Origin of the sequence: Marinobacter sp., from assembly GCF_033722195.1 — a bacterium.
Taxonomy (GTDB): Bacteria; Pseudomonadota; Gammaproteobacteria; order Pseudomonadales; family Oleiphilaceae; genus Marinobacter.
On the sequence record NZ_JAWVZL010000020.1, the window covers coordinates 21,234 to 42,457 of the forward strand.

At 65.6% G+C, this 21,224-nt stretch carries 19 protein-coding genes; 13 read left to right on the forward strand and 6 right to left on the reverse strand.

The window, feature by feature from the left end:
* Positions 1–31 precede the first annotated feature (31 nt).
* On the reverse strand, positions 32–1,405 hold the full coding sequence (locus tag R3280_RS05900; RefSeq protein ID WP_318997657.1) for an MATE family efflux transporter: 1,374 nt from the start codon (positions 1,403–1,405) through the stop codon (positions 32–34).
* Between the two features lie 350 nt (positions 1,406–1,755).
* On the opposite strand from R3280_RS05900, the gene coxB reads away from it, so the two are divergent.
* The 4 genes from coxB (at position 1,756) to R3280_RS05920 (ending at position 6,138) form a co-directional block, all read left to right on the forward strand.
* Positions 1,756–2,880, forward strand: coding sequence for a cytochrome c oxidase subunit II (coxB, locus tag R3280_RS05905; RefSeq protein WP_413468743.1), 1,125 nt, complete (start codon positions 1,756–1,758; stop codon positions 2,878–2,880).
* A 102-nt stretch (positions 2,881–2,982) separates the two neighbouring features.
* Positions 2,983–4,623 carry a cytochrome c oxidase subunit I gene (gene ctaD, locus R3280_RS05910; RefSeq protein ID WP_318997658.1) on the forward strand — a complete coding sequence of 547 codons (1,641 nt, stop codon included), beginning with the start codon at positions 2,983–2,985 and terminating at the stop codon, positions 4,621–4,623.
* 29 nt (positions 4,624–4,652) lie between these two features.
* The gene (locus R3280_RS05915) at positions 4,653–5,234 is read left to right on the forward strand and encodes a cytochrome c oxidase assembly protein (RefSeq protein ID WP_318997659.1); all 582 of its coding nucleotides are present in this window, start codon (positions 4,653–4,655) and stop codon (positions 5,232–5,234) included.
* Between the two features lie 16 nt (positions 5,235–5,250).
* On the forward strand, positions 5,251–6,138 hold the full coding sequence (locus R3280_RS05920) for a cytochrome c oxidase subunit 3 (RefSeq protein WP_318997660.1): 888 nt from the start codon (positions 5,251–5,253) through the stop codon (positions 6,136–6,138).
* 55 nt (positions 6,139–6,193) lie between these two features.
* Here the strand turns inward: R3280_RS05920 and R3280_RS05925 are convergent, their stop codons facing one another.
* Positions 6,194–6,400 (reverse strand): twin transmembrane helix small protein, encoded by a 207-nt coding sequence (locus R3280_RS05925; RefSeq protein WP_318997661.1) that lies wholly within the window; start codon positions 6,398–6,400, stop codon positions 6,194–6,196.
* 58 nt (positions 6,401–6,458) lie between these two features.
* Between R3280_RS05925 and R3280_RS05930 the strand changes: the two genes are divergently transcribed.
* The 9 genes from R3280_RS05930 to R3280_RS05970 all read left to right on the forward strand — a co-directional run bounded on the left by R3280_RS05930 (position 6,459) and on the right by R3280_RS05970 (position 16,626).
* Positions 6,459–7,214, forward strand: coding sequence for an SURF1 family protein (locus tag R3280_RS05930; RefSeq protein WP_318997662.1), 756 nt, complete (start codon positions 6,459–6,461; stop codon positions 7,212–7,214).
* Between the two features lie 8 nt (positions 7,215–7,222).
* Positions 7,223–7,846, forward strand: coding sequence for a hypothetical protein (locus R3280_RS05935; RefSeq protein ID WP_318997663.1), 624 nt, complete (start codon positions 7,223–7,225; stop codon positions 7,844–7,846).
* A 78-nt stretch (positions 7,847–7,924) separates the two neighbouring features.
* Positions 7,925–8,965 carry a COX15/CtaA family protein gene (locus R3280_RS05940; RefSeq protein WP_318997681.1) on the forward strand — a complete coding sequence of 347 codons (1,041 nt, stop codon included), beginning with the start codon at positions 7,925–7,927 and terminating at the stop codon, positions 8,963–8,965.
* Positions 8,962–9,876 carry a heme o synthase gene (cyoE, locus tag R3280_RS05945; RefSeq protein ID WP_318997664.1) on the forward strand — a complete coding sequence of 305 codons (915 nt, stop codon included), beginning with the start codon at positions 8,962–8,964 and terminating at the stop codon, positions 9,874–9,876. Before R3280_RS05940 ends, cyoE begins: the two co-directional genes overlap by 4 nt.
* A gap of 22 nt (positions 9,877–9,898) precedes the next feature.
* Positions 9,899–10,564, forward strand: a complete 666-nt coding sequence (locus tag R3280_RS05950; protein WP_318997665.1) for an SCO family protein — start codon at positions 9,899–9,901, stop codon at positions 10,562–10,564.
* An 86-nt stretch (positions 10,565–10,650) separates the two neighbouring features.
* Entirely contained in the window at positions 10,651–11,856 is a 1,206-nt protein-coding gene (locus tag R3280_RS05955; protein WP_318997666.1) for a YbfB/YjiJ family MFS transporter, read from the forward strand.
* Positions 11,849–14,341 (forward strand): ATP-dependent helicase HrpB, encoded by a 2,493-nt coding sequence (gene hrpB, locus R3280_RS05960; RefSeq protein ID WP_318997667.1) that lies wholly within the window; start codon positions 11,849–11,851, stop codon positions 14,339–14,341. Before R3280_RS05955 ends, hrpB begins: the two co-directional genes overlap by 8 nt.
* Positions 14,342–14,444: 103 nt before the next feature.
* Positions 14,445–15,263, forward strand: coding sequence for a hypothetical protein (locus tag R3280_RS05965; RefSeq protein WP_318997668.1), 819 nt, complete (start codon positions 14,445–14,447; stop codon positions 15,261–15,263).
* A 187-nt stretch (positions 15,264–15,450) separates the two neighbouring features.
* A complete protein-coding gene (locus R3280_RS05970; RefSeq protein ID WP_318997669.1) occupies positions 15,451–16,626 on the forward strand; it encodes a type III PLP-dependent enzyme in 1,176 nt (391 codons plus the stop codon).
* A 49-nt stretch (positions 16,627–16,675) separates the two neighbouring features.
* On the opposite strand, the gene R3280_RS05975 is transcribed toward R3280_RS05970, so the two are convergent.
* From R3280_RS05975 to R3280_RS05990, 4 genes are read right to left on the reverse strand one after another with little or no spacing between them, the layout of a single operon-like run.
* Positions 16,676–17,857 carry a CynX/NimT family MFS transporter gene (locus R3280_RS05975; RefSeq protein WP_318997670.1) on the reverse strand — a complete coding sequence of 394 codons (1,182 nt, stop codon included), beginning with the start codon at positions 17,855–17,857 and terminating at the stop codon, positions 16,676–16,678.
* 23 nt (positions 17,858–17,880) lie between these two features.
* Positions 17,881–18,273, reverse strand: coding sequence for an ectoine synthase (locus R3280_RS05980; protein ID WP_318997671.1), 393 nt, complete (start codon positions 18,271–18,273; stop codon positions 17,881–17,883).
* A gap of 48 nt (positions 18,274–18,321) precedes the next feature.
* Positions 18,322–19,752 carry a GTPase/DUF3482 domain-containing protein gene (locus tag R3280_RS05985; protein WP_318997672.1) on the reverse strand — a complete coding sequence of 477 codons (1,431 nt, stop codon included), beginning with the start codon at positions 19,750–19,752 and terminating at the stop codon, positions 18,322–18,324.
* Positions 19,749–21,218, reverse strand: coding sequence for a DUF2868 domain-containing protein (locus R3280_RS05990; protein ID WP_318997673.1), 1,470 nt, complete (start codon positions 21,216–21,218; stop codon positions 19,749–19,751). Before R3280_RS05990 ends, R3280_RS05985 begins: the two co-directional genes overlap by 4 nt.
* Between the last annotated feature and the right edge of the window lie 6 nt (positions 21,219–21,224).

Here is a 21,224-nt window from a genome sequence, read left to right on the forward strand (position 1 = left end):
TTGGCCACCACGGAATGCCCTGCACTTGAAATCAGTGTAGTTGAGATTTTCCGCTGTGCCCGCCGCCGGATGCTTCTGTGAACCAGACGTCATTCCGGCTGTGGTTGAGGAAGAGCCAGCCCATGCTGACAGCCCGTGCCAGCATCAGCAGGATCAGCGACAGCCACAGGCCATGGTTGCCCCAGCCGGTGCTGAGCCACCAGACCGGGAAGAACACCAGCAGCGCCGACGCCAGCATGGTGTTCTGCATGTCCCGGGTGCGGGTGGCGCCGATAAAGATGCCGTCCAGCAGAAAGCCCCAGACCGCCGCCAAGGGCAGGCACCAGAGCCAGGGCAGGTAGTCCCTGGCGGTGGCACGGACCTCGGGAATGCTGGTGAGCAGGCCAATCAGCGCCGGCCCCGCCAGCACAAAGGCCAGGGTAAACAGCAGCGCGCCCCAGAGCGACCAGCGCAGGGCGGTGCGGCAGACCTTGCCGAACTGGCGTCGGCTGCCCTGGCCGACGGCCTCGCCCACCAGCGCCTCGGCGGCATTGGCAAAGCCGTCCAGGCCATTGGAGATCACCATCAGGAAAGTGATCAGCACCGCGTTGGCCGCCAGGATGACGTCCCCCTGCCGTGCCCCCTGGGCGGTAAAGAAGGCCAGTACCAGCAGCAGCGTGACGGTGCGCACCAGGATGTAGCGGTTGACCCGGAGGATGGCGGCGTAATCCGCCAGCGTCCCCAGCAGGGCCCCGGACAGGCGCAGGTCCGGCGGCAGCCTGCGCGCCACCAGGGCAAAGCCCAGCAATGCCGCGGCGTACTCGGCGATCACGGTGGCGGCGGCCACACCCCGGCTGTTCCAGCCCAGGCCGGTCACAAACAGCAGGTCGAGAACGATGTTGAGGCCATTGGCGGCAATCAGCATCAGCATGGGGCCGCGGGCGTACTGGGTGCCGATCAGCCAGCCCACCAGGGTGTACTGGCAGAGCACGGCGGGGGCACTCCAGATCCGGATGGCCGCGTACTCGCCCGCCAGCGCCGTCACCTCCGGGCTCGGGTTCATCAAGGCCAGGCCGAGCCGGATCAGCGGCTGGTGGACCAGGATCAGCGTCAGCCCGATGATCACCGCCAGGATCACCGAGCGCACCAGGAGGCCGGCCTGGGCCTCCCGGTCCTGACGGCCGTAGGCCTGGGCCGCCAGGCCGGTGGTGCCCATGCGCATGAAGCCGAAGGTCCAGTACAGGATGCTGAACAGATTGGCCCCCACCGCCACGGCACCCAGATACTCCGGATCCTCCAGGTGGCCGAGTACGGCGGTGTCCACCAGGCCCAGCAGCGGCACGGTGAGGTTGGTGAGCATCAGCGGCCAGGCCAGGGCCCAGAGTCGCCGGTCGGTGGCCGGCAGGCGGTCAGTCAACGGCTTCATGAAGGGGACGATGAGGCGCCCGATGCGGTTTGTCGGGCGTTGGCAATAGAAGATTCAATTATAAGGCCCTGTTTTTTAAGTCACTTAAATTTTACGCATTCTTTTGAGACTTTTCTCAACCTCTGTCTATACTGAATCTGGTTATCCGTGAAAGAACTTCCGGTTGGCCTGATGCCTGTGTGCGAGCATGCGTCAGGACAGTATGGGGAAGCCGCGCTTCCTGCAGCAGGAAGTGTCACGCAGATCATGCAGACATGCCAGCGCGACCAGAAGACACCAGACACCCGTCTGGTCGTTGTCATGGTCGGCTGGGCAGTCATGACAAGAACAACACTCTGTGGAGACACGGTATGCACGTGCACGCTATGCGGGCAGGCACCTTTTTGGGTGCGTGTCTGTTGTCCACCCAGGCCCTTGCGGACTGGACCCTGAATATGGCGCCGGGTGTGACCGGCTCCAGTAACGAGATATTCAACCTCCACATGACCATCCTCTGGATCTGTGTCGCCATTGGCGTCGTGGTCTTCGGGGTGATGTTCTGGTCCATCTTTGCCCACCGCAAATCCAAGGGCTACAAGCCTGCCCACTTCCACGAGAATACCGTGGTGGAGGTGCTCTGGACGGTGATTCCGTTTGTTATCCTCGTGGTCATGGCCATACCCGCCACCGCCACCCTGGTGGATATGTATGACACCAGCGAATCCGACATCGACATCAAGGTCACCGGCTATCAGTGGAAGTGGAAGTACGATTACCTCAACGAGGATTTCGGCTACTTCTCCAACATCGCCACCTCCCAGGATGAAATCCAGAATCTGGTGGAGAAGAGCGAGCACTACCTGCTGGATGTGGACAACCCCCTGGTGATTCCGGTGGGTAAGAAGGTCCGCTTCCTGCTTACCGCCAACGATGTCATTCACTCCTGGTGGGTGCCCGCCTTCGGCGTCAAGAAGGACGCCATCCCCGGCTTCATCAACGAAACCTGGACCCGCGTCGACGAGCCCGGCATCTACCGTGGCCAGTGCACCGAGCTCTGCGGCCGCCTGCACGGCTTCATGCCGGTGGTGGTCAAGGCGGTGCCGGAAGACGAGTACAACACCTGGGTGGCCGAGCAGCAGGCGGCCGCGCAGAAGGAGCGTGAGCTGACCGAGAAGGACTGGACCATGGAAGAGCTCATGGCCAGGGGCGAGAAGGCTTACGCCACCGCCTGTGCCTCCTGTCACCAGGCCGACGGCTCCGGCATACCGCCCTCTTTCCCGGCCCTGAAAGGCAGTCAGATTGCCACCGAGGACATGCAGGCCCACCTGGACGTGGTGGTCAACGGTGTCCCGGGTACCGCCATGCAGGCGTTCGGCGACCAGCTCAGCGAAGTGGATCTGGCAGCGGTCATCACCTACGAGCGCAACGCCTGGGGCAACAATACCGGTGAGATGGTCACACCCAAGCAGGTGTTCGACTACAAGAACCAGCAGTAACGGGTTTCAGTCGGGCGCCACGGGCGTCCGGCCGGAAAAGGCTAAGTTCAGAAGCTAATTCAGGTCGCCAACCAGCAGTATCGGCGTCAACGGGGGTTCAACATGAGTGCGGTCATTGATACCCACGACCAGGACCATCACCACGGTCCGGCCAAGGGCTACATCACCCGGTGGTTGTTTACCACCAACCACAAGGACATCGGGACCATGTACCTGGTGTTCAGTTTTGCCATGTTCCTGCTGGGCGGGACCATGGCCATGGTCATCCGGGCCGAGCTGTTCCAGCCCGGCCTGCAGATCGTGCAGCCGGAATTCTTCAACCAGATGACCACCATGCACGGTCTGATCATGGTGTTCGGCGCGGTCATGCCGGCCTTCGTCGGCCTGGCCAACTGGATGCTGCCGCTGATGGTGGGTGCGCCGGACATGGCGCTGCCTCGGATGAACAACTGGAGTTTCTGGCTGCTGCCCTGCGCCTTCCTGATCCTTGTTTCCACCCTGTTCATGGAAGGTGGCGCCCCCAACTTCGGCTGGACCTTCTACGCGCCCCTGTCCACCACCTACGGGCCTCCCAGTACCACCTTCTTCATCTTTGCCGTCCACATCATGGGGGTCTCCTCCATCATGGGCGCCATCAACGTGATTGCCACCATCCTCAACATGCGGGCGCCGGGCATGACCCTGATGAAGATGCCCCTGTTCGTCTGGACCTGGCTGATCACCGCCTTCCTGCTGATCGCGGTCATGCCGGTCCTGGCCGGTGTGGTCACCATGATGCTGATGGACATCAACTTCGGCACCAGCTTCTTCGATGCCGCCGGTGGCGGTGACCCGGTACTGTTCCAGCATGTGTTCTGGTTCTTCGGTCACCCCGAGGTCTACATCATGATCCTGCCGGCCTTCGGCGCGGTGTCCCACATCATCCCGGCCTTTTCCCGCAAACCGCTGTTCGGTTACGCCTCCATGGTGTATGCCGTCGGCGCCATCGCGCTGCTGTCGTTTGTGGTCTGGGCCCACCACATGTTCACCGTGGGCATCCCCATCGCCGGCCAGCTGTTCTTCATGTACGCCACCATGCTGATTGCGGTGCCCACCGGGGTGAAGGTCTTCAACTGGGTGGCCACCATGTTCCGTGGTTCGCTGACCTTTGAAACCCCCATGCTGTTCGCGGTGGCCTTCGTCATCCTGTTCACCATCGGCGGTTTCTCGGGTCTGATGCTGGCCATCGCGCCGGCAGACTTCCAGTACCACGACACCTACTTCGTGGTGGCCCACTTCCATTATGTGCTGGTGCCGGGTGCCATCTTCGGCATCTTCGCCTCCGCCTATTTCTGGCTGCCCAAGTGGACCGGGCACATGTACGACGAGGTACTGGGCAAGACCCACTTCTGGCTGTCCTTCATCGGCATGAACCTGGCCTTCTTCCCCATGCACTTCCTGGGTCTGGCGGGTATGCCGCGGCGGATTCCGGACTACGCCCTGCAGTTCGCCGACTTCAACATGGTCTCCAGTGTCGGCGCCTTCATGTTCGGCGCCACCCAGATCCTGTTCCTGGTGATCGTGGTGAAGTGTATCCGCGGCGGCGAGAAGGCCCCCGCCAAGCCCTGGGACGGCGCCGAAGGTCTGGAGTGGACGGTGCCCTCACCGGCGCCCTATCACACCTTCTCCACGCCGCCGGACATCAATTTCAAGCCGCCCGGTGAAGGTAACCTGATCTCTGAAAGCTCGCCGCAGCGCACTTAGGCGAGCCATCGGCGAGGGGAGCATGAGACATGGCTGAAGCACAGCGTTCCAACACAAAAGTCGTCGGCTGGTGCCTGGCGGGCGTGGTGGGCATGTTCGCCTTCGGGTTTGCGCTGGTGCCATTGTACGAGGTGTTCTGCGAGATCACCGGTATCAATGGCAAGACCGGCGGGCGCTATGAAAGTGTCGAGGTGGTGGAGCCGGACCTGAGCCGGACCATCACCGTGCAGTTCACCGCCCAGAACGGCCCCGGTATGCCCTGGGAATTCCGGCCGGTGACCCGCAGCATCGAGGTGCACCCCGGCGAGCCCACCACCGTCCAGTTCCGGGCCATGAATCCCACCGCCGAGACCATGGTGGGCCAGGCGGTACCGAGTCTTGCGCCGTCGGAGGGCACGCTCTACTTCCACAAGACCGAGTGCTTCTGCTTCAACCAGCAGGAACTCAAGGCCGGTGAGAGTATCGACATGCCCCTGGTCTTCATCGTCGACCGGGATCTGCCCGCCGAGATCCACAAGCTGACCCTGTCCTACACCCTTTACGACCAGCAGAAATTGCAGAAAGTGTCGGCGGTGAAGCAGGCCAGTACAACAACAAACGATAACGGATAAGCCGTCGGAGAACGCTATGGCGACAAACCAGAGCTATTATGTACCGGAGCAGAGCAAGTGGCCCATCATCGCCACCGTAGGCCTGGGGGTCACCCTCTATGGCGTCGCCTCGATCATGGTCAACAGTAACCAGGGGGAATCCACCACCGGTTCCTGGATCACGTTTGGCATCGGCAGCCTAATCATGGCCTACATGCTGTTCGGCTGGTTTGGCAACGTCATCTCCGAAGGCCGGGCCGGGCTCTACAGCGACCAGATGGAGCGGTCCTTCCGCTGGGGCATGAGCTGGTTCATTTTCTCGGAGGTGATGTTTTTTGCTGCCTTCTTTGGCGCCCTCTTCTACGCCCGGATGTTCGCCATTCCCTGGCTCGGTGGCGAGGGCGACCGCGGCACCAGCAACATGCTGTGGGAAGGTTTCCAGGCGAGCTGGCCGCTGTTGCAGAATCCCGATCCGCAAGCCTATCCACCGCCGGAGGGTGTCATCGGGCCTTGGGGTCTGCCACTTCTCAACACCATCCTGCTGGTGACTTCCTCGGTGACCATCACCATCGCCCATCACGCCCTCAAGGCGAACAACCGGGCGAAGGTCAAGGTCTGGATGATTGCGACCATCGTGCTGGCCCTGGCGTTCCTATTCTTCCAGGGCGAGGAATATGTGGAAGCATACCGCGACCTCAACCTGACCCTGGAATCCGGGATCTACGGCAGCACCTTCTTCATGCTGACCGGCTTCCACGGCGCCCACGTGCTGCTTGGCACCCTGATGCTGATCATCATGCTGGTCAGGGTCTACAAGGGTCACTTCACGCCGGACAGTCATTTCGGTTTCGAGGCGGCCAGCTGGTACTGGCACTTCGTGGATGTGGTCTGGCTGGGGCTGTTTATCTTCGTTTACATTATCTAGTTGGGATGCGGGCCGGATCAGCACTCCTGTATCCGGTCAGCCGTTTTGAGGGGAATCAGTAGGGCGTCGGGTTCAGTGACAGGTCGCCGTGCCAGAGCGAGATCAGGATCAGCGCCAGCAGCAGAACGCTCAGGCTGACCCTTACCGCCAGGGAGTTGACCACGCGATTGGTCTTACCGCCGTCCTTGATCAGGAACACCAGCCCGGCGAACAGACTGACGACCACCGCCAGCATCAGGACCACGATAATCACTTTCAGCATGTGCCAGTCTCCAACTCCGGTTCGGGGTAGGCCAAGTCTCGAGTCACTATAGCAGAGCATGGCGGACCACCTACCGACAATACGACGCCACTGGCATTTGGACTGGCGCCTGCTGGTTCTCGCGGGGCTTTTCCTGCCGCTGCTGCTGGCCCTGGGGTTCTGGCAACTGGACCGGGCCGGCGACAAGGAAGCCCAGCTGGAGCGCTGGCAGCAGCAGGACAGTGGCCTGAGCTGGGCTGAGCTGGCGGGCCAGGCCGGTGGCGATGACCCTGAAGGGACGGGCGAGCTGGTGGAAGGCCAGCCGGTGGAGGTCATCGGCCACTACTCGCAGACCACCCACTGGCTGCTGGACAATCGCACCCGGGATGGTCGCCCGGGCTATGAGGTGCTCAGCCTGTTCCGGCCGCTCGAGGGCCCGCCGGTGGTGATCAACCGGGGCTGGCTGCCAGCGCCGGCCCGCCGGGATACCCTGCCGGCGATACCCACGCCGGATCAGCCGGTCACCCTGGCAGGCCGAATCAGCGGTTTTCCCCAGCCGCCGGTACTGGCCGAGACCACGCCGGAGGTGGTCTGGCCGCGGCGGGTCCAGGCGCTGTCGGTGGCCGAGGCCCGGGCCGTGGAGCCGGAGCTTGTAGGCCGGATTCTGCGGCTGGCGGGGCCCTCGCAACCCGGTGCCTTCCAGGCCGACTGGCAGCCGGACCGCATGGGGGCCCAGACGCATTACGGCTACGCGCTGCAATGGTTTTCTTTGGCACTGGCGCTGGTCATCCTTACCGTGATCGCCAGCTACCGCAAATCGGAACCCGGGAAATGACAACAACCATGGCTGAACAGAGCGAATCCCATCCCTCCCCAGAGCAGATCCGTCGTGGCCGCCGAACCGCGTTACTGCTGTTCGTCCTGGGTTTTGGTCCGATTCTGCTGGCCACCGCGATGTACTACACCGGCTGGCTCAATCCCACCGGCCATTCCAATAACGGGATACTGGTGGAACCACCGGTACCTGTGGCCGAGCTGAACCTTGAAACCTCGGCCGGCAGCCCTCTGGAGCATCGTTTCGGGCCGGAGGTCAGTGAGGCCGAATGGCTGATGCTGGTGGTGGCGGGAAACTGTACCGAGGCGTGCCAGGAGCTGATGTACCTGGCCCGGCAGGTCAATATTGCCCTGGGCAAGAACGCCGACCGGGTCAGTCGCGCCGCCTATGTGGAGCAGCTCCCCGGTGACATGGCCCAGAGCTGGGACCAGGAATATTCCGGGATGGAGCGGCTGGAGCTGACAGAAGGCGAGACTGCGGACTGGCCGGCGGGGGTGGAGCCTGCCCGGCAACCCCAGATCCTGCTGGTAGACCCGTTCGGAAATATCATGATGCGTTATGGCACCGAGCATGGCGGCAAGGCTATGCTCGAGGATCTCAAACACCTGCTGAAGCTGTCCCAGATCGGTTAAGCCCGTTCGGCCGAGGTAATCGCTGTGAGCTACCCCTACAATCCGGAATCCTCCTTCCGTTCCCCCCGCAGCCAGGTCATGGCCCGCTGGGCCCTGCTGGCGACACTGCTGGCGGTGGTGGTCATCATGCTGGGCGCCTGGACCCGGCTGGTCCATGCCGGCCTGGGCTGTCCCGACTGGCCCGGCTGCTATGGCTTCCTGACCGTCCCCCAGGACGCCGCCAGTATCGCCATCGCCGAAGCCCGTTTCCCCGATTCACCAGTGGACGTATCCAAGGGCTGGCCCGAGATGATTCATCGTTACGCCGCCGGCCTCCTGGGCCTGGTGGTTTTCGGGCTGGCCTTCTACGGCTTTCGCCATCGCCATGAAGGCGTGCCCTACAAGCTGCCGCTGGCACTGGCCGCGTTCATATTGCTGCAGGGTGCGTTCGGCGCCTGGACGGTCACCCTAAAACTCTGGCCCCAGGTGGTGGCTGCCCACCTGCTGGGGGGATTCACCACCCTGACGCTTCTGACATTACTGACCCTCCGACTCTGGGGCCGGCGCAGCGAACGGACGCCGGTGGCCATTCCCGCCGTCGCCCGGCTGCGGCCCTGGCTGTACGGTGGTATCGCCCTGGTGGTGATGCAAATCGCCCTGGGCGCCTGGACCGCCGCCAATTACGCCGCGGTGGCCTGTACCGACCTGCCCACCTGTCAGGGCCAGTGGTGGCCGGAGATGGACTTTGCCCACGGTTTCGATATCACCCAGTCGGTGGGTCCCAATTACCTGGGAGGGCAGCTGGCCGCGGAAGGCCGCGTCGCCATCCACGTCACTCATCGAATTGGCGCGGTGGTGGTGCTGGTTTACCTGGCCGCCCTGTTTGCTGCACTATGGCGTCACGGTCGCCAGGCCAGGCTGGGTGGCGCCATCACCCTGGCAGCGTCAGCGCTGGTGGGCCAGATCCTGCTGGGCCTGGCCAATGTCCTGCTGAGTGTGCCACTGGCGGTCGCCGTGGCCCACAATGCCCTGGGTGCAGGCCTGCTGCTGACCCTGGTGTACCTGATGTGGCGACTGCACGGCTACCACCTGGGCATCCAGGTGCGGCCTACAACAATAAAGAACGAGGCAACAGCATGAGCGAGCACGTCAAAACCCTGTCCATGGAATCCACCGCGCCGGTGAACCTGTCCTGGCGCGATTACCTGGAGCTCACCAAGCCCCGGGTGGTGGCCCTGATGATGCTGACAGCGGTGATCGGCATGCTGCTGGCGCGGCCGGGCGTGCCGTCCTGGACGGTGCTGGTGTTCGGTAACCTGGGTATCGCCCTGCTGGCCGGCGCCGCCGCGGTGATCAATCACGTGGTGGACCAGAAGATCGACACCGTCATGGCCCGGACCCGCAAACGGCCGGTGGCCACCGGCCGCATCAGCCCGCTGGATGCCCTGGTGTTCGCCACCGCCCTGGCGCTGGCGGGCATGCTGGTACTGGTGTGGCAGGTCAACGCCCTCACCGCCTGGCTGACCCTGGCGTCGCTGGTGGGTTACGCCGGGGTCTACACCCTGTTTCTCAAGCGCGCCACGCCCCAGAATATCGTCATCGGCGGTCTGGCCGGCGCCATGCCACCGCTGTTGGGCTGGACAGCCGTCACCGGCCAGGTGGACGGCCACGCCCTGCTGCTGGTGCTGATCATCTTTGCCTGGACCCCGCCGCACTTCTGGGCGCTGGCCATCCATCGCAAGGAGGAATACGCCCAGGCCGGCATTCCCATGCTGCCGGTGACCCACGGCAACCGCTATACCGAGCTGCACATCCTGCTCTATACCCTGATGCTGCTGGCCGCCAGCCTGATGCCCTTTGTCACCGGCATGTCCGGGCCCATCTACCTGGCCGGTTCACTGGTGCTGGGGCTGCGCTTCCTGCAGTATTCCGTGCGGCTGCTCCGCGGCGATGACCGCAGGGTGGCGCTGGCCACCTTCAAGTATTCGATCACCTACCTGATGGCACTGTTCGTGGTGCTGCTGGTGGATCATTTCATCTTCTTCAGCTGAACCGCACCGGAGCCTGAATACCATGAGTCCCGCCATCCGCCGTACATTGATCATCCTTCTGCTGGTGGTGGGGCTGGTGTTTGGCGTGGTGATCGGCCGTCAGGTCCTGCAGGTGGGGGCACCGGTGCCTGAGCCGGCGCCGGAGCTCACTGAACTGAACACCTATGTCTATGAGCAGCCAAGGCCGGTGGCGGATTTCCAGCTGCAGGGGGAGACCGGTGAACCCCGCAGCGCCGCCGACCTGAAAGGCCGCTGGACGGTGGCCTTCCTGGGCTATACCAACTGCCCTGATGTCTGCCCCGCCACCATGGCCCTGCTCAAGCGCGCCGATGCCCTGCTGGACGCACAGCTGCCGGAACCGGAGTTCCTGCTGATTTCCACCGATCCGGAGCGGGACACCCCGGAGCGTCTGGAAAGCTATCTGACCTTCTTTGGCGACAACTTCCGCGGCCTGACTGGCGATATGGACGGCCTGCGTGCCCTCGCCAAGAGCCTGAACGGCGTGTTTGTCCATCGCGAGCCGGAGGCTGGCATGGTGCTGGTGGACCACAGTGCCCACCTGGCGCTGATCAATCCCGACGGCGAGCTGGCGGCGGTGATCCAGCCACCCCACTCCCCGGAGCAGATTGCCGAAGCCTACGAGCGCATCTACCAGTGGGCCTACCAGCGAAAACTGGGCGCTGGCTGATGCACTGACCGGAAGGATGGTCGACTTTCCAGTTTCCCCACGACCTTCTAGACTGCGGATTCCCAAGACCACCCGGATACCGCTCCATGCCGATACCCCAGCCGGCTGACGTCAGCCGCCGACAACTGGCCAGTGTTTTGCTGGCAGGCGCTACCTTGTTGCTGGTGGTACACGGTCTTGGCCGCTTCTACTACACCCCGCTGCTGCCCTATCTGGTCCAGGATGGCCAACTGGACACCGGTCAGGGCGCGGCGGTGGCCACCTGGAATTACCTGGGTTACCTGATGGGCGCGTTGCTGGCGGTCCGCTGGCACCGGGTTGACCACATCCGCAGATTGCTTCCCCTGGCCCTGGTGGTGCATGCCCTCACCACCCTGGCCCAGACCCAGGCCGGAGATGTCACCCTGCTCTCGACCCTGCGCTGGCTCAACGGCGTCGCCAACGGCGTGGTGTTCGTGCAGGCGCCGGCACTGATTCTGGAATGGCTGGCACTGCGCAATCGAGCCAGCGCCAGTGGCCTGGTGTACCTGGGGGTCGGTGGCGGCCTGCTGCTGTCCGCCACCCTGGTGGCGTCCACCGACGGGCTGACCGGCCCGGATCGTTGGTGGCCCGCGGCGCTGCTGTCCGTGCCGCTGTCCTGGTGGGCATGCCGCCAGTTGCTGTTGCTGGCGGCACCGGCGGTCAGCCGGGATCACCGCGAACTCCCGCCGGCCCGCGGCCGCCTGGTGGATCGCGCCAGCCTGGCGCTGTTCGCATCCTATGCCAGTGCCGGCCTGGGTTACATCCTGCCCATGACCTTCCTGCCGCTACTGGCGCAGACCCAGCTCAAACCGGGGGCCTGGCTGGTGGACGGCTCCTGGCTGGTGGTGGCCCTGGCCACCATACCCTCGGTCTGGCTATGGAACACCATCGGCGCCCGCCTGGGCGACCGCCTGGCGCTCTGCGCCAACTACCTGGTGCAATTGCTGGGAGCGCTGGCAGCGGTGACCCTACCCCCGACCCTGGGGCTGGTACTGTGTGCGGCCCTGGTTGGCGGCACCTTCGTGGGCACCGTATTGCTGACCCAGCGCCTGGGCCGTGCCCTGCATCCGCACCAGGGGCCACGCCTGTCGGCCGCCCTGATCGCACTCTATGGCCTGGCGCAGATGGCAGGACCCTGGCTGGCAAAGCAGTGGATCGGCCAGGGCGGCAGCCTGGACACCGCCTTCTGGATTGGTGTGCTGGCCCTGGCCTGGGGACTGATGTTTGCCGCCCTGGTGCCACGACCGGAAAGCTGGCGGCGCCATGGCTGAGCCTGTCTTGCAAGGGCTGCCCATTGATGCCCTGTTACCGGCGTTGAGCCAGACCCTGCGGTCTCAATCCACCGCACTGCTGCAAGCGCCACCCGGTGCCGGCAAGACCACCCGGGTACCGCCGGCGCTGCTGGCCGAGCCCTGGCTCGCCGGTCGCAAGCTGCTGATGCTGGAGCCCCGGCGTCTGGCCGCCCGCTCCGCCGCCCGCTTCATGGCCAGGGCCATGGCCGAGGAGCCGGGTCAGACCGTGGGCTACCGGACCCGGCTTGACAGCCGCATCTCGGCGGCAACTCGGATCGAGGTGGTGACCGAGGGCATACTGACACGTTTGATCCAGCAGGACCCGGCGCTCGAGGCCTATGGCGCCGTGTTCTTCGACGAGTTCCATGAGCGCTCCCTGCAGGCGGACCTGGGCCTGGCGCTGGTGCGGGAATCCCAGCAGGCGCTGCGGCCGGACCTGCGTCTGCTGGTGATGTCCGCCACTCTGGACACCAGCCCGCTGGCCAGGATACTGGGAGAGGTGCCGGTACTGACCAGTGAGGGCCGGGCCTATCCGGTCACCGTGAATTACCGCCCACCGGGCCGGCAGGAGCGACTGGAAGACCAGCTGGTGCGGGTCATCACCGAAGCCTTGGCGGCGCAGGCCGGCTCCATGCTGGTGTTCCTGCCCGGGGTTTCCGAGATTCGCCGGCTGGAGCGGGCCCTTCAGGGCCGGCTGGCCAGCGATGTCCGGGTCAGCCCTCTGTACGGCAATCTCGGCCCCGAGGCCCAGGACCGAGCCATCGCTCCGGCCGCCGCCGGTGAACGCAAGCTGGTACTGGCCACTGCCATCGCCGAGACCAGCCTCACCATCGAAGGCGTTACGGTGGTGATCGACAGCGGCCTGGCCCGCCGTGCCCGCTTCGATGCCAACAGCGGCATGTCCCGTCTGGTCACCAGCCCGGTATCGAAAGCTGGTGCCGAGCAGCGTAAGGGACGCGCCGGGCGCACCGGCCCTGGAATCTGTTACCGGCTCTGGAGCGACAGCGAGCAGGCGGCGCTGGCGGACTACGACGAGCCCGAGATCCGTAACGCCGACCTGGCACCGGTGGCGCTGGAGCTGGCCCGTTGGGGTGCCCGCAATCCCGATGACCTGGACTGGATCGACCCGCCCCCGCCGGGCCACTGGCGGCAGGCGGTGAGCTCCCTGCAGTGGCTTGACCTGCTGGATGGCGACGGCGCCATCACCGATCATGGCCGCGCGGCGGCCGAACTGGGCTGCCATCCCCGCCTCGCCCACATGGTGCTGCGCGGTGGCGCCATGGGCTGGCCTGTGCTGGCGGCGGAACTGGCGGCACTGCTGGAGGAGCGGGACCTGCTGGGGCCCGGCGCCGGCGCCGACCTGGTGGCCAGAGTGGAGCATCTGCGCCGGGCCCGGGGCCGCGCTGAGACCGACCCCCGTTTGCACCAGCTCAGGCAGGCGGCCCGCAGGCTGCATCCGGCGGGCGCGCGCGACGTTGCGGGCAATCCCGGTGAAGCAGTGGGCCGCCTGGTGGCCCTCGCCTATCCCGATCGCATCGGCCGGCGCCGCCCCGGCGGTGAGGCCCGCTACCAGCTCAGCAATGGCCGGGGCGCGGCCCTGCGCAACGACGACCCGCTGGCGCGCGAGGAATGGATCGTGGCGGCGGATTTGGATGGCCAGGCCAGGGAGGCCCGCATCTACCTGGCGGCCGCCCTGGATCCGGCCACTCTGAAGGAAGATCTGGCCGGTCACATCCGACTGGAGGACACTGCCGACTGGGATGACAGCCGAGGCCGGGTGGTGGCGAAGCGCCAGCAACGCCTGGGGGCGCTGGTGCTGGCGGAAACGCCGCTGCCGGAGCCGCCGGCAGAGCAGGTGGAGGCGGCCCTGCTGGCGGTGGTCCGGGGCCATGGCCTGTCCTGTCTGCCCTGGACCGACGCCGCTCGCCAGTGGTGCGCCCGGGTCGAGCTGCTGCGGCGCTACCAGCCCGAAGACTGGCCCACAGTCAGCGACGCGGAGCTGCTGGCCACCCTGGAGCAATGGCTGGCGCCCTACCTGGCGGGCCTGACCCGCTGGGCCCAGGTCCAGCGCCTGGATCTGACCGCCGCGCTCAGCAGCCTGCTGGACTATCCCCGGCAGCAACGCCTTGAGCAGCTGGCGCCCAGCCACCTGACCATCGCCACCGGTCAGCGGGTGACGCTGGACTACACCGCCGACACCGGACCGGTGGCCGCCGCCAAACTGCAGGCCTTCTTTGGCTGGACGGCTACGCCCCGCATTATCCGTGGTGAGCACCCGGTGGTGCTGCACCTGCTGTCGCCGGCGGGACGTCCGCTGGCGGTCACCTCGGATCTGGCCAGCTTCTGGCGCAATGCCTACCCCGAGGTGCGCAAGGACATGCGGGGCCGCTATCCCAAGCACCCCTGGCCGGAGGATCCGGTCAGCGCCGAGGCCCGCGCCGGCACCAAGAAGCAGGGCTACTGAACAGCGCTGTTGCGGGTCTGCCAGGGGCGCTGAAAACGCTTGCCAAAATCCGGCGCCACACTACAATGCGCCGGTCTCCCCCTCTGGTCAGTTTTTGAACATCATGCGTCTGATATCTTTTGATGTGTTTCGGACCCTCGGCTTCCCCGATACCCAGGTCATCAAGCCCGACCACTTCCTCCGCCACAAGGACGAGCTTCGTGCCGCCGACTGGGTGCTTTTCCCCGAGTACTGGCAGCTCAACGCCCTGGTCCACGGCCTCAAGTGCCGGGTGTTTCCCAGCGAAGCCAGCTATCGCATCGGCCATGACAAGATCGAGATGACCCGGGCCTTCCAGGCGGTGGCGCCGTTAAACACGCCCTGGACCATGATCGAGGCCAACGGCCCCCGGGAGCGGGAGCTGGTGTGGGATGCCATGCCGCTGCCGTTCGTGGCCAAGCGGCCCCGGGCCAGCATGGGCGAGGGTGTCTGGCTGATCGAGGACCGTGCCGGCTGGAAACGCTACTGCGAGTCCGCGGACGTGCTCTACGCCCAGGAATACCTGCCCATCGACCGGGATATCCGGGTGGTGATCGTGGGCGACCGGGTGGTGACCGCCTACTGGCGTCATCAGGCCGAGCAGGGCTTCTACAACAATGTGGCCCGCGGCGGCCGTGTCGACCACTCCCCGGTGCCGGCGGTCGCTACCGAACTGGCGCTGAGGGTGGCCAGGGACCTGGGGGTGGATCATGCCGGTTTCGACATCGCCATGTTGGCGGGCATGCCCTATCTGCTGGAGTTCAACCGGCTGTTCGGCAACCAGGGCCTGAACCAGGGCGGCGCCCTCAAGCAGGCCATCCTCGATCACCTGAGCCGGGCCTCCACGCCGAAGGATCCCCACACCCCGCTGGATCCGACGCCGCCCTGGCCGATCGCGGTCTAGCCAAAATCGCCAAATCGGTCTAGGGTGTCGTTTATGGCCTGAGCAATGACCCGCCCCTATGGGTAAAAATGCGCATAGAGCCCGGGCCGGAAACGCCCTACATTCGGCGACCATTTTGCTCCGCCACCCCGTGGCCGGGGCGATTCCGTGCGCCGGCTGATTCCCGTTGGAGGAAAGACACAAGCCCATGACCGACCAAACCGCGATCCAGATCAGTGACTACTACGATTCCGAGACTTTCAGCCGCATCAAGGCCCTGGCTGATACCAAGGAAACGCCCTTTGTGGTGATTGATACCGCGACCATCAGCCGTCAGTACGACGAGCTGATCGAAGGTTTTCCGTACGCCAGCGTCTACTACGCGGTGAAGGCCAACCCGGCACCGGAAATCCTGACCATGCTGAGGGACAAGGGGTCCAACTTCGACATCGCCTCGGTCTATGAGCTGGAAAAGGTCATGAAGCACGGCGTTTCCCCCGACCGCATCAGCTATGGCAATACCATCAAGAAGAGCCGCGACATCCGCACCTTCTACGAGAAGGGCGTGCGTCTGTACGCCACCGATTCCGAAGCCGACCTGCGCAACATCGCCAAGGCGGCGCCGGGCTCCAAGGTTTACGTGCGGATCCTGACCGAAGGCACCCTGACCGCCGACTGGCCGCTGTCACGCAAGTTCGGCTGCCAGACCGACATGGCTATGGACCTGCTGATCCTGGCCCGGGACCTGGGTCTTGTACCCTACGGTGTGTCTTTCCATGTGGGTTCCCAGCAGCGGGAAATCGGCGCCTGGGACGCCGCCTTGGGCAAGGTCAAGGTCATTTTCGAGCGTCTGAAGGAAGAAGACGGCATCGAACTGAAGATGATCAACATGGGGGGTGGCTTTCCGGCCAACTACATCAACCGCACCAACGACCTGAAGACCTACGCCGAGGAGATCGAGCGTTTCATCCGGGAGGATTTCGGTGACGACTTCCCCGAGATCATCATCGAGCCCGGCCGCTCGCTGATTTCCAACGCCGGTATCCTGGTGAGCGAGGTCGTGCTGATTTCCCGTAAATCCCGCACCGCCCTGCACCGCTGGGTGTTCACCGACGTGGGCAAGTTCTCCGGCCTGATCGAGACCCTGGACGAGTCCATCAAGTTCCCGATCTACACCGAGAAGCAGGGCGAGCACGAGGAAGTGGTTATCGCCGGCCCCACCTGTGACAGTGCCGACATCATGTACGAGCACTACAAGTACGGCCTGCCGCTGAACCTGGCCATCGGTGACCGCCTCTACTGGCTGTCCACCGGTGCCTACACCACCACCTACAGTGCGGTGGAATTCAATGGCTTCCCGCCGCTGAAAGACTACTACGTCTGAGGCGAGCGCCTGCAGTAACCCCGGACGCCCGGCCCTTGCCGGGCGTTTTTCATTCCGGCCGGCGCAGATCCAGACTCATCGCCACCGGCAGCACCAGCAGGCCGTAACCCAGCAGCACCGCCAGTGCCAGCCGGATATCACCGGCCAGGTCCGCCAGCAGTCCGCCGAGCATCGGCAGGGCAAAGGACAGGGTGTAGCCGACGGTGAAGTTGCCCGCCGCCAGCCGTCCGGCATCGCCGTCACCGGCCAGCAGGGGCGGCAGTGCCACCAGCAGGATCAGCATGATGCCGGCGGAGAAGCTCATCAGCACCGCCAACGCGATGCTGGGCCAGCCGCTGGTCAGGATCATGCCCGCCACCGCCACCAGGCTCACCGCCGCCGATACCACGACCGGCTTGCGGCGGCCCACCCAGTGCCGTGCCATGGCCAGCATCACCAGGGAGGCTGCCACCTGGGCGATATTGAAGAAAAACAGCGCGCTGTCGAGCCGGGCCAGTTCCCCCCGCTGTTCCAGCAGGCTGCCCAGGTAGGCGTTGACGCCAAAGAACAGCGAGCCCGAGGCGCCCAGCAGCAGCCCTAGCTTCAGGGTCAGGGGATTGCGCCAGTCCGGTATCCAGGCCGGACGCTCCACCGGTCCCCGGCGCTGGCGGATGGGCAGGTAGAGCAATGCCACGATCACCAGTGCCGGCACCGACCAGGCCAGCAGGGTCAGCCGCCAGCTGTTGTCCAGCTGCGGCATCATCAGCGGCAGGGTCAGGCCGGCGCCAACGAACTCCCCCATCAGCATGCCGTTCATGTAGACTGCCGAGCCCAGCGCCAGATGCCGGGGCTCCAGCCAGCGGGGCAAAAGCGCCGGTAGCGCCGGCTGCATCATGGCCACCCCCAGCCCCATAACCGCCGTGGTCAGCAGCAACAGACCCACATCGGGCGCCAGGGCGCGGGCGGCGGAGCCGGCGGCGGCCAGGAACAGGGCCAGAGCCAGGGTATGGCGGGGCCCGAGGCGGGAAATCAGCAGCGATCCGGGCATGGCGCCCACCGCCAGCATCAGTACCGGCAAGGCGGTCAGGGCGCCGGTCAGCGCCTGTGACAGGGCCAGGTCGTCGGCAATGAAGGGCGCCAGGGCAGGCGCCACCAGAATGGGAACACGGAGATACAGTCCGGTCAGCCACAGCAGGGTGGCTACCAGCAAAAGTCTTGCGGTGCCGACAGGCTGCCGGTCTGTCTCCGTCACGCTGTCGAAGCCAGCGTGGTGCGTTACTCTTCTTCCACCAGGTTGTAGGCGCCGTCGGCGTCGTGGGTCTCACGGCCGGTGACAGGGGGATTGAAGGCGCAGATCAGGCGCATATCCTCGGTACCGCCCTTGAGGATATGGCGATCGTTCTTGTCGAGGGCGTAGAGGGTACCGTCCTTGATCTCGTGGGTCTCGTCCGTGTCCAGGTCGGTAATGGTGCCGTTACCGGCCACGCAATAGACCGCTTCCAGGTGATACTTGTACCACAGGTGCAACTCGGCCCCGGCGGGGATGATGGTCTCGTGAAAGGAGAAACCCATGCCGTCCTTCTTCAACAACAAGCGGCGGCTGGTCCAGCCCGGGCCCTCGACTTCCCGTTCGGTACCCATGATGTCTTCGACTCTGACGATTTTCATGACCTTCCTCACTGTGTGGTTACCAGTATTACAGTATAAACATCCCTGTCAGGTCGGATTCAACCGCCAATGGTCATAGGCGGCAAACGCCGCCTCGATGGCATCCACCATGCGTTGATGCTGTTCCCGGTCCATGGGCCGGCCCTTGCGGCACTGCTCGAAGGCCCGCTGGAGTTCGCTGCGGTGGCTGCGGTCCAGGCGTTCCAGCCAGTGGGTATCGGTGGGCTGCAGGTCCAGGGGCTCCCGGCCGGCGTGGTTGCGATGGGCCACCCGCCACCAGTGGTCGACCGCCCGGCCCAGGATGACGTAGCCGAACTGGCTGTCCTGCACCGGCCCGAAGCGGGCGGTCTGCAGACCCTGGTTCCAGCCGCTGATATTCAGCGCCGACGCCGCCAGCCGGTCGCCGTAGAGCACACTGCCGGCGGCACCGATCAGACCGCCAATCAGGGCCCCGGCACCGAACGAATGCCCCAGGGTGAGGGCATCGATGCCGACGCCACCGGCGGCGCCGGCGCCAAAGCCCGCCGTGGCCAGATAGCTGCGGCTGACGCCCCAGAGCTTGCGGCTGCGCTCGCTGAACAGATCGTGGTCCCGGTGCCAGCTCAATTCCGCTTCCTGCCGGTTGAGCCGGGTATGCTGGTACAGATGCTCCACCTCCAGCCGCAGGCTCTGCTCCCGCTGGCGCTGGCGCTGGTACCAGCGCTCCCGCAGCTCCCGGGCCAGATCGTCGCTGCCCTGGCTGGCGGCCTGGTTGACCGTCAGGGTGCGTTGCTCGGCCCAGGACAGCATGTCCGCCAGGGCCCGGGCGGTAAGCGCGGCGGCCTCGCGCCGTCGTTGCCGGCGCTGCTCGGAGAGATGGCTCACTGCCTCCGCCAGCGGCTGTTCCCAGCCGGGCTCCAGCTGACCGAAAGCCCGCAGCAGACTCAGGTGCTGATCAAACGGAGCGCGCACCGCGTCGAACCGTCGCACCACCTGGAAAAACTGGCCCAGTGCGGCCTGCCAACTGTCGCCGTAATCCTGATCGCCGATACTGTTCACCAGTGCCAGGCTGGGGCGGCCGGTCCAGCGCAGGATGGTCATCTCGGCCTCGTGCTCGGCGCTGTAGGGCACCGAGCCGTCCACCACGTAGATGATGCCGGCGCCCTCCAGCAGCGGCGCCAGCAGCTCGCATTCGTCGTGAAAGCGGGGGTCGTCCCGGTGCTGGTGAACGAAGGCCGCCACTGTCTCCGGCCGGTCCGCGGCATCCAGGCTGTGGGCCTCCAGCCACTGCAGCACACGCCGCGGGCGCTGGAAACCGGGGGTATCCACCAGGGTGTAGAGCACCCCGCCATCCACCGTCAGCGGATAGGGCTGGCGGTCGCGGGTGGTGCCCGGTTCGAGGGCGATGGCAATGCGATCGTTCTGGGACAGGGTCGCCACCACGCTGGACTTGCCCTTGTTGGGGTGCCCCACCACCGCAAACACGGGCGCTGTGGTCATGCTCCGCCCTCCGGATAGCCGGCGGTGGCTACCCTGGCGGCAGCCTGCGTCGGCGGATTGAGCCACTCGTGGGGGTGGCTGGTCTGCAGTCGCAGTGCCGGATGGCGCTCGACAAAGCGTTGCCACTGCGCCAGCTGATGGCCGGGAGGTCGTGCGGCGAGGTCTTCCAGCACCGGCACCAGCGTGATCCGGCAGCGTTCGGGCCAGAGCTGGCGGGCGTCCTGAAGAAAATCCGCCAGTTCGGCGGTGGGCGGCTCCCAGGCCCGGCTCAGCACCAGCACACCACCGCCGGTCTCGGGCAGCGCGCTCCCGACCCGCGCCAGGGCCTGCCGGTCCTGCGCCAGGGACAGGGCGCCGCCGGCGTCCACCAGGGGCGCCTCGCCGGCAGTCAGCAGCAGGCGCGCCTGTCCGGGTTCCCCGGCGCCGGCCCAGCGCACCAGGGCGTGGCACTGTTCCGGCCAGTCCGCCAGCGACTGGCCCTGGCCCAGGTCGGGCTGGTGGTGGCTGTCGGCGGCACCGGTGCCCACTTCCAGGGCCGGGGTTTCCATCCGGTACTGCAGCGCCAGCACCCCGGGGTGGCGCTGCAACAGGCGCCGGACGCGCCAGCGCAGGTGGCCGGTGGCGAGGGCCAGCAACAGTAGCCGCGGCAGCACCGCGTAGAACAGCCAGGCCATGGCGACAAAAGGCCACCAGTCACCCCAGCGGCCGGCGTCGGCCCCGGCACCGCCCAGGCGGAAGAAGCGGGACTCGGTGACCAGCTCCAGGCTGGGCACGGCCGCCGGCCAGAGTGCCTGCCAGGGGGTGGCGAGGGTCAGGATCAGGCGATGATAGCTGGCGGCTGCGGTATCCAGGGTGGTGCTCCAGCCAAAGGCCAGGTCCTGGATGACCACCAGCACCAGCAGCGTCAGCCAGGCGCTGACGGCGAACACCAGCCCCCCCAGGTGCGCCACCCGGGCCGCCAGCTGGGGCTGGAGCTGGCGCAGTATCGGAGGCGGACTCTGCTGGCCGGAGCGCTGCCGCCATTTGCCCAGCAGGGCTTCAAGCAGCCGGCCCCAGGGTTGGCGGTTGGCCAGCGCGAATCCGCTGGTCAGCAGTGCCAGCAGGAGTTGGAGGGCGATAAAGGCAAGGATAACGGTGACGTTGATCTGCTGGCTGCCGTCGTAGAACAGCAGCCCCAGCATGGCGGTGACGCCCAGGACAGCGCCGGCCAGACACCAGGTTACGGTCAGGCGGCGCCAGGGCTGCAGGCGAGGATCCGGTTGCCGCTGCCGCCGGGCCGGGGGCACGGCGGTGTCACTCAGGCCGGCCAGGTGGTCCAGCCAGGCCCGGAGCCCGGGCGTTTCGCCGCGTTCATGGCAGGCGATGGCGAAACGACGGTCGCGACGATGCAGGAAAGCCGGCGTCTGGTCCTGGTCCCGACGGACCTGTGCGTCGATGTCCAGCAGCGTCAGCAGCGGATCGGTCATGGCGTG

Bases quoted from the DNA above. Each gene is read 5' to 3' on its own strand.
- R3280_RS05920 (WP_318997660.1), top strand. From the start codon at position 5,251: ATGGCGACAAACCAGAGCTATTATGTACCGGAGCAGAGCAAGTGGCCC.
- R3280_RS05930 (WP_318997662.1), top strand. From the start codon at position 6,459: ATGGCGGACCACCTACCGACAATACGACGCCACTGGCATTTGGACTGG.
- ctaD (WP_318997658.1), top strand. From the start codon at position 2,983: ATGAGTGCGGTCATTGATACCCACGACCAGGACCATCACCACGGTCCG.
- coxB (WP_413468743.1), top strand. From the start codon at position 1,756: ATGCACGTGCACGCTATGCGGGCAGGCACCTTTTTGGGTGCGTGTCTG.
- hrpB (WP_318997667.1), top strand. From the start codon at position 11,849: ATGGCTGAGCCTGTCTTGCAAGGGCTGCCCATTGATGCCCTGTTACCG.
- R3280_RS05935 (WP_318997663.1), top strand. From the start codon at position 7,223: ATGGCTGAACAGAGCGAATCCCATCCCTCCCCAGAGCAGATCCGTCGT.
- R3280_RS05985 (WP_318997672.1), bottom strand. From the start codon at position 19,752: ATGACCACAGCGCCCGTGTTTGCGGTGGTGGGGCACCCCAACAAGGGC.
- R3280_RS05970 (WP_318997669.1), top strand. From the start codon at position 15,451: ATGACCGACCAAACCGCGATCCAGATCAGTGACTACTACGATTCCGAG.
- R3280_RS05990 (WP_318997673.1), bottom strand. From the start codon at position 21,218: ATGACCGATCCGCTGCTGACGCTGCTGGACATCGACGCACAGGTCCGT.
- R3280_RS05965 (WP_318997668.1), top strand. From the start codon at position 14,445: ATGCGTCTGATATCTTTTGATGTGTTTCGGACCCTCGGCTTCCCCGAT.
- R3280_RS05950 (WP_318997665.1), top strand. From the start codon at position 9,899: ATGAGTCCCGCCATCCGCCGTACATTGATCATCCTTCTGCTGGTGGTG.
- R3280_RS05940 (WP_318997681.1), top strand. From the start codon at position 7,925: ATGGCCCGCTGGGCCCTGCTGGCGACACTGCTGGCGGTGGTGGTCATC.
- R3280_RS05900 (WP_318997657.1), bottom strand. From the start codon at position 1,405: ATGAAGCCGTTGACTGACCGCCTGCCGGCCACCGACCGGCGACTCTGG.
- cyoE (WP_318997664.1), top strand. From the start codon at position 8,962: ATGAGCGAGCACGTCAAAACCCTGTCCATGGAATCCACCGCGCCGGTG.
- R3280_RS05980 (WP_318997671.1), bottom strand. From the start codon at position 18,273: ATGAAAATCGTCAGAGTCGAAGACATCATGGGTACCGAACGGGAAGTC.
- R3280_RS05915 (WP_318997659.1), top strand. From the start codon at position 4,653: ATGGCTGAAGCACAGCGTTCCAACACAAAAGTCGTCGGCTGGTGCCTG.
- R3280_RS05925 (WP_318997661.1), bottom strand. From the start codon at position 6,400: ATGCTGAAAGTGATTATCGTGGTCCTGATGCTGGCGGTGGTCGTCAGT.
- R3280_RS05955 (WP_318997666.1), top strand. From the start codon at position 10,651: ATGCCGATACCCCAGCCGGCTGACGTCAGCCGCCGACAACTGGCCAGT.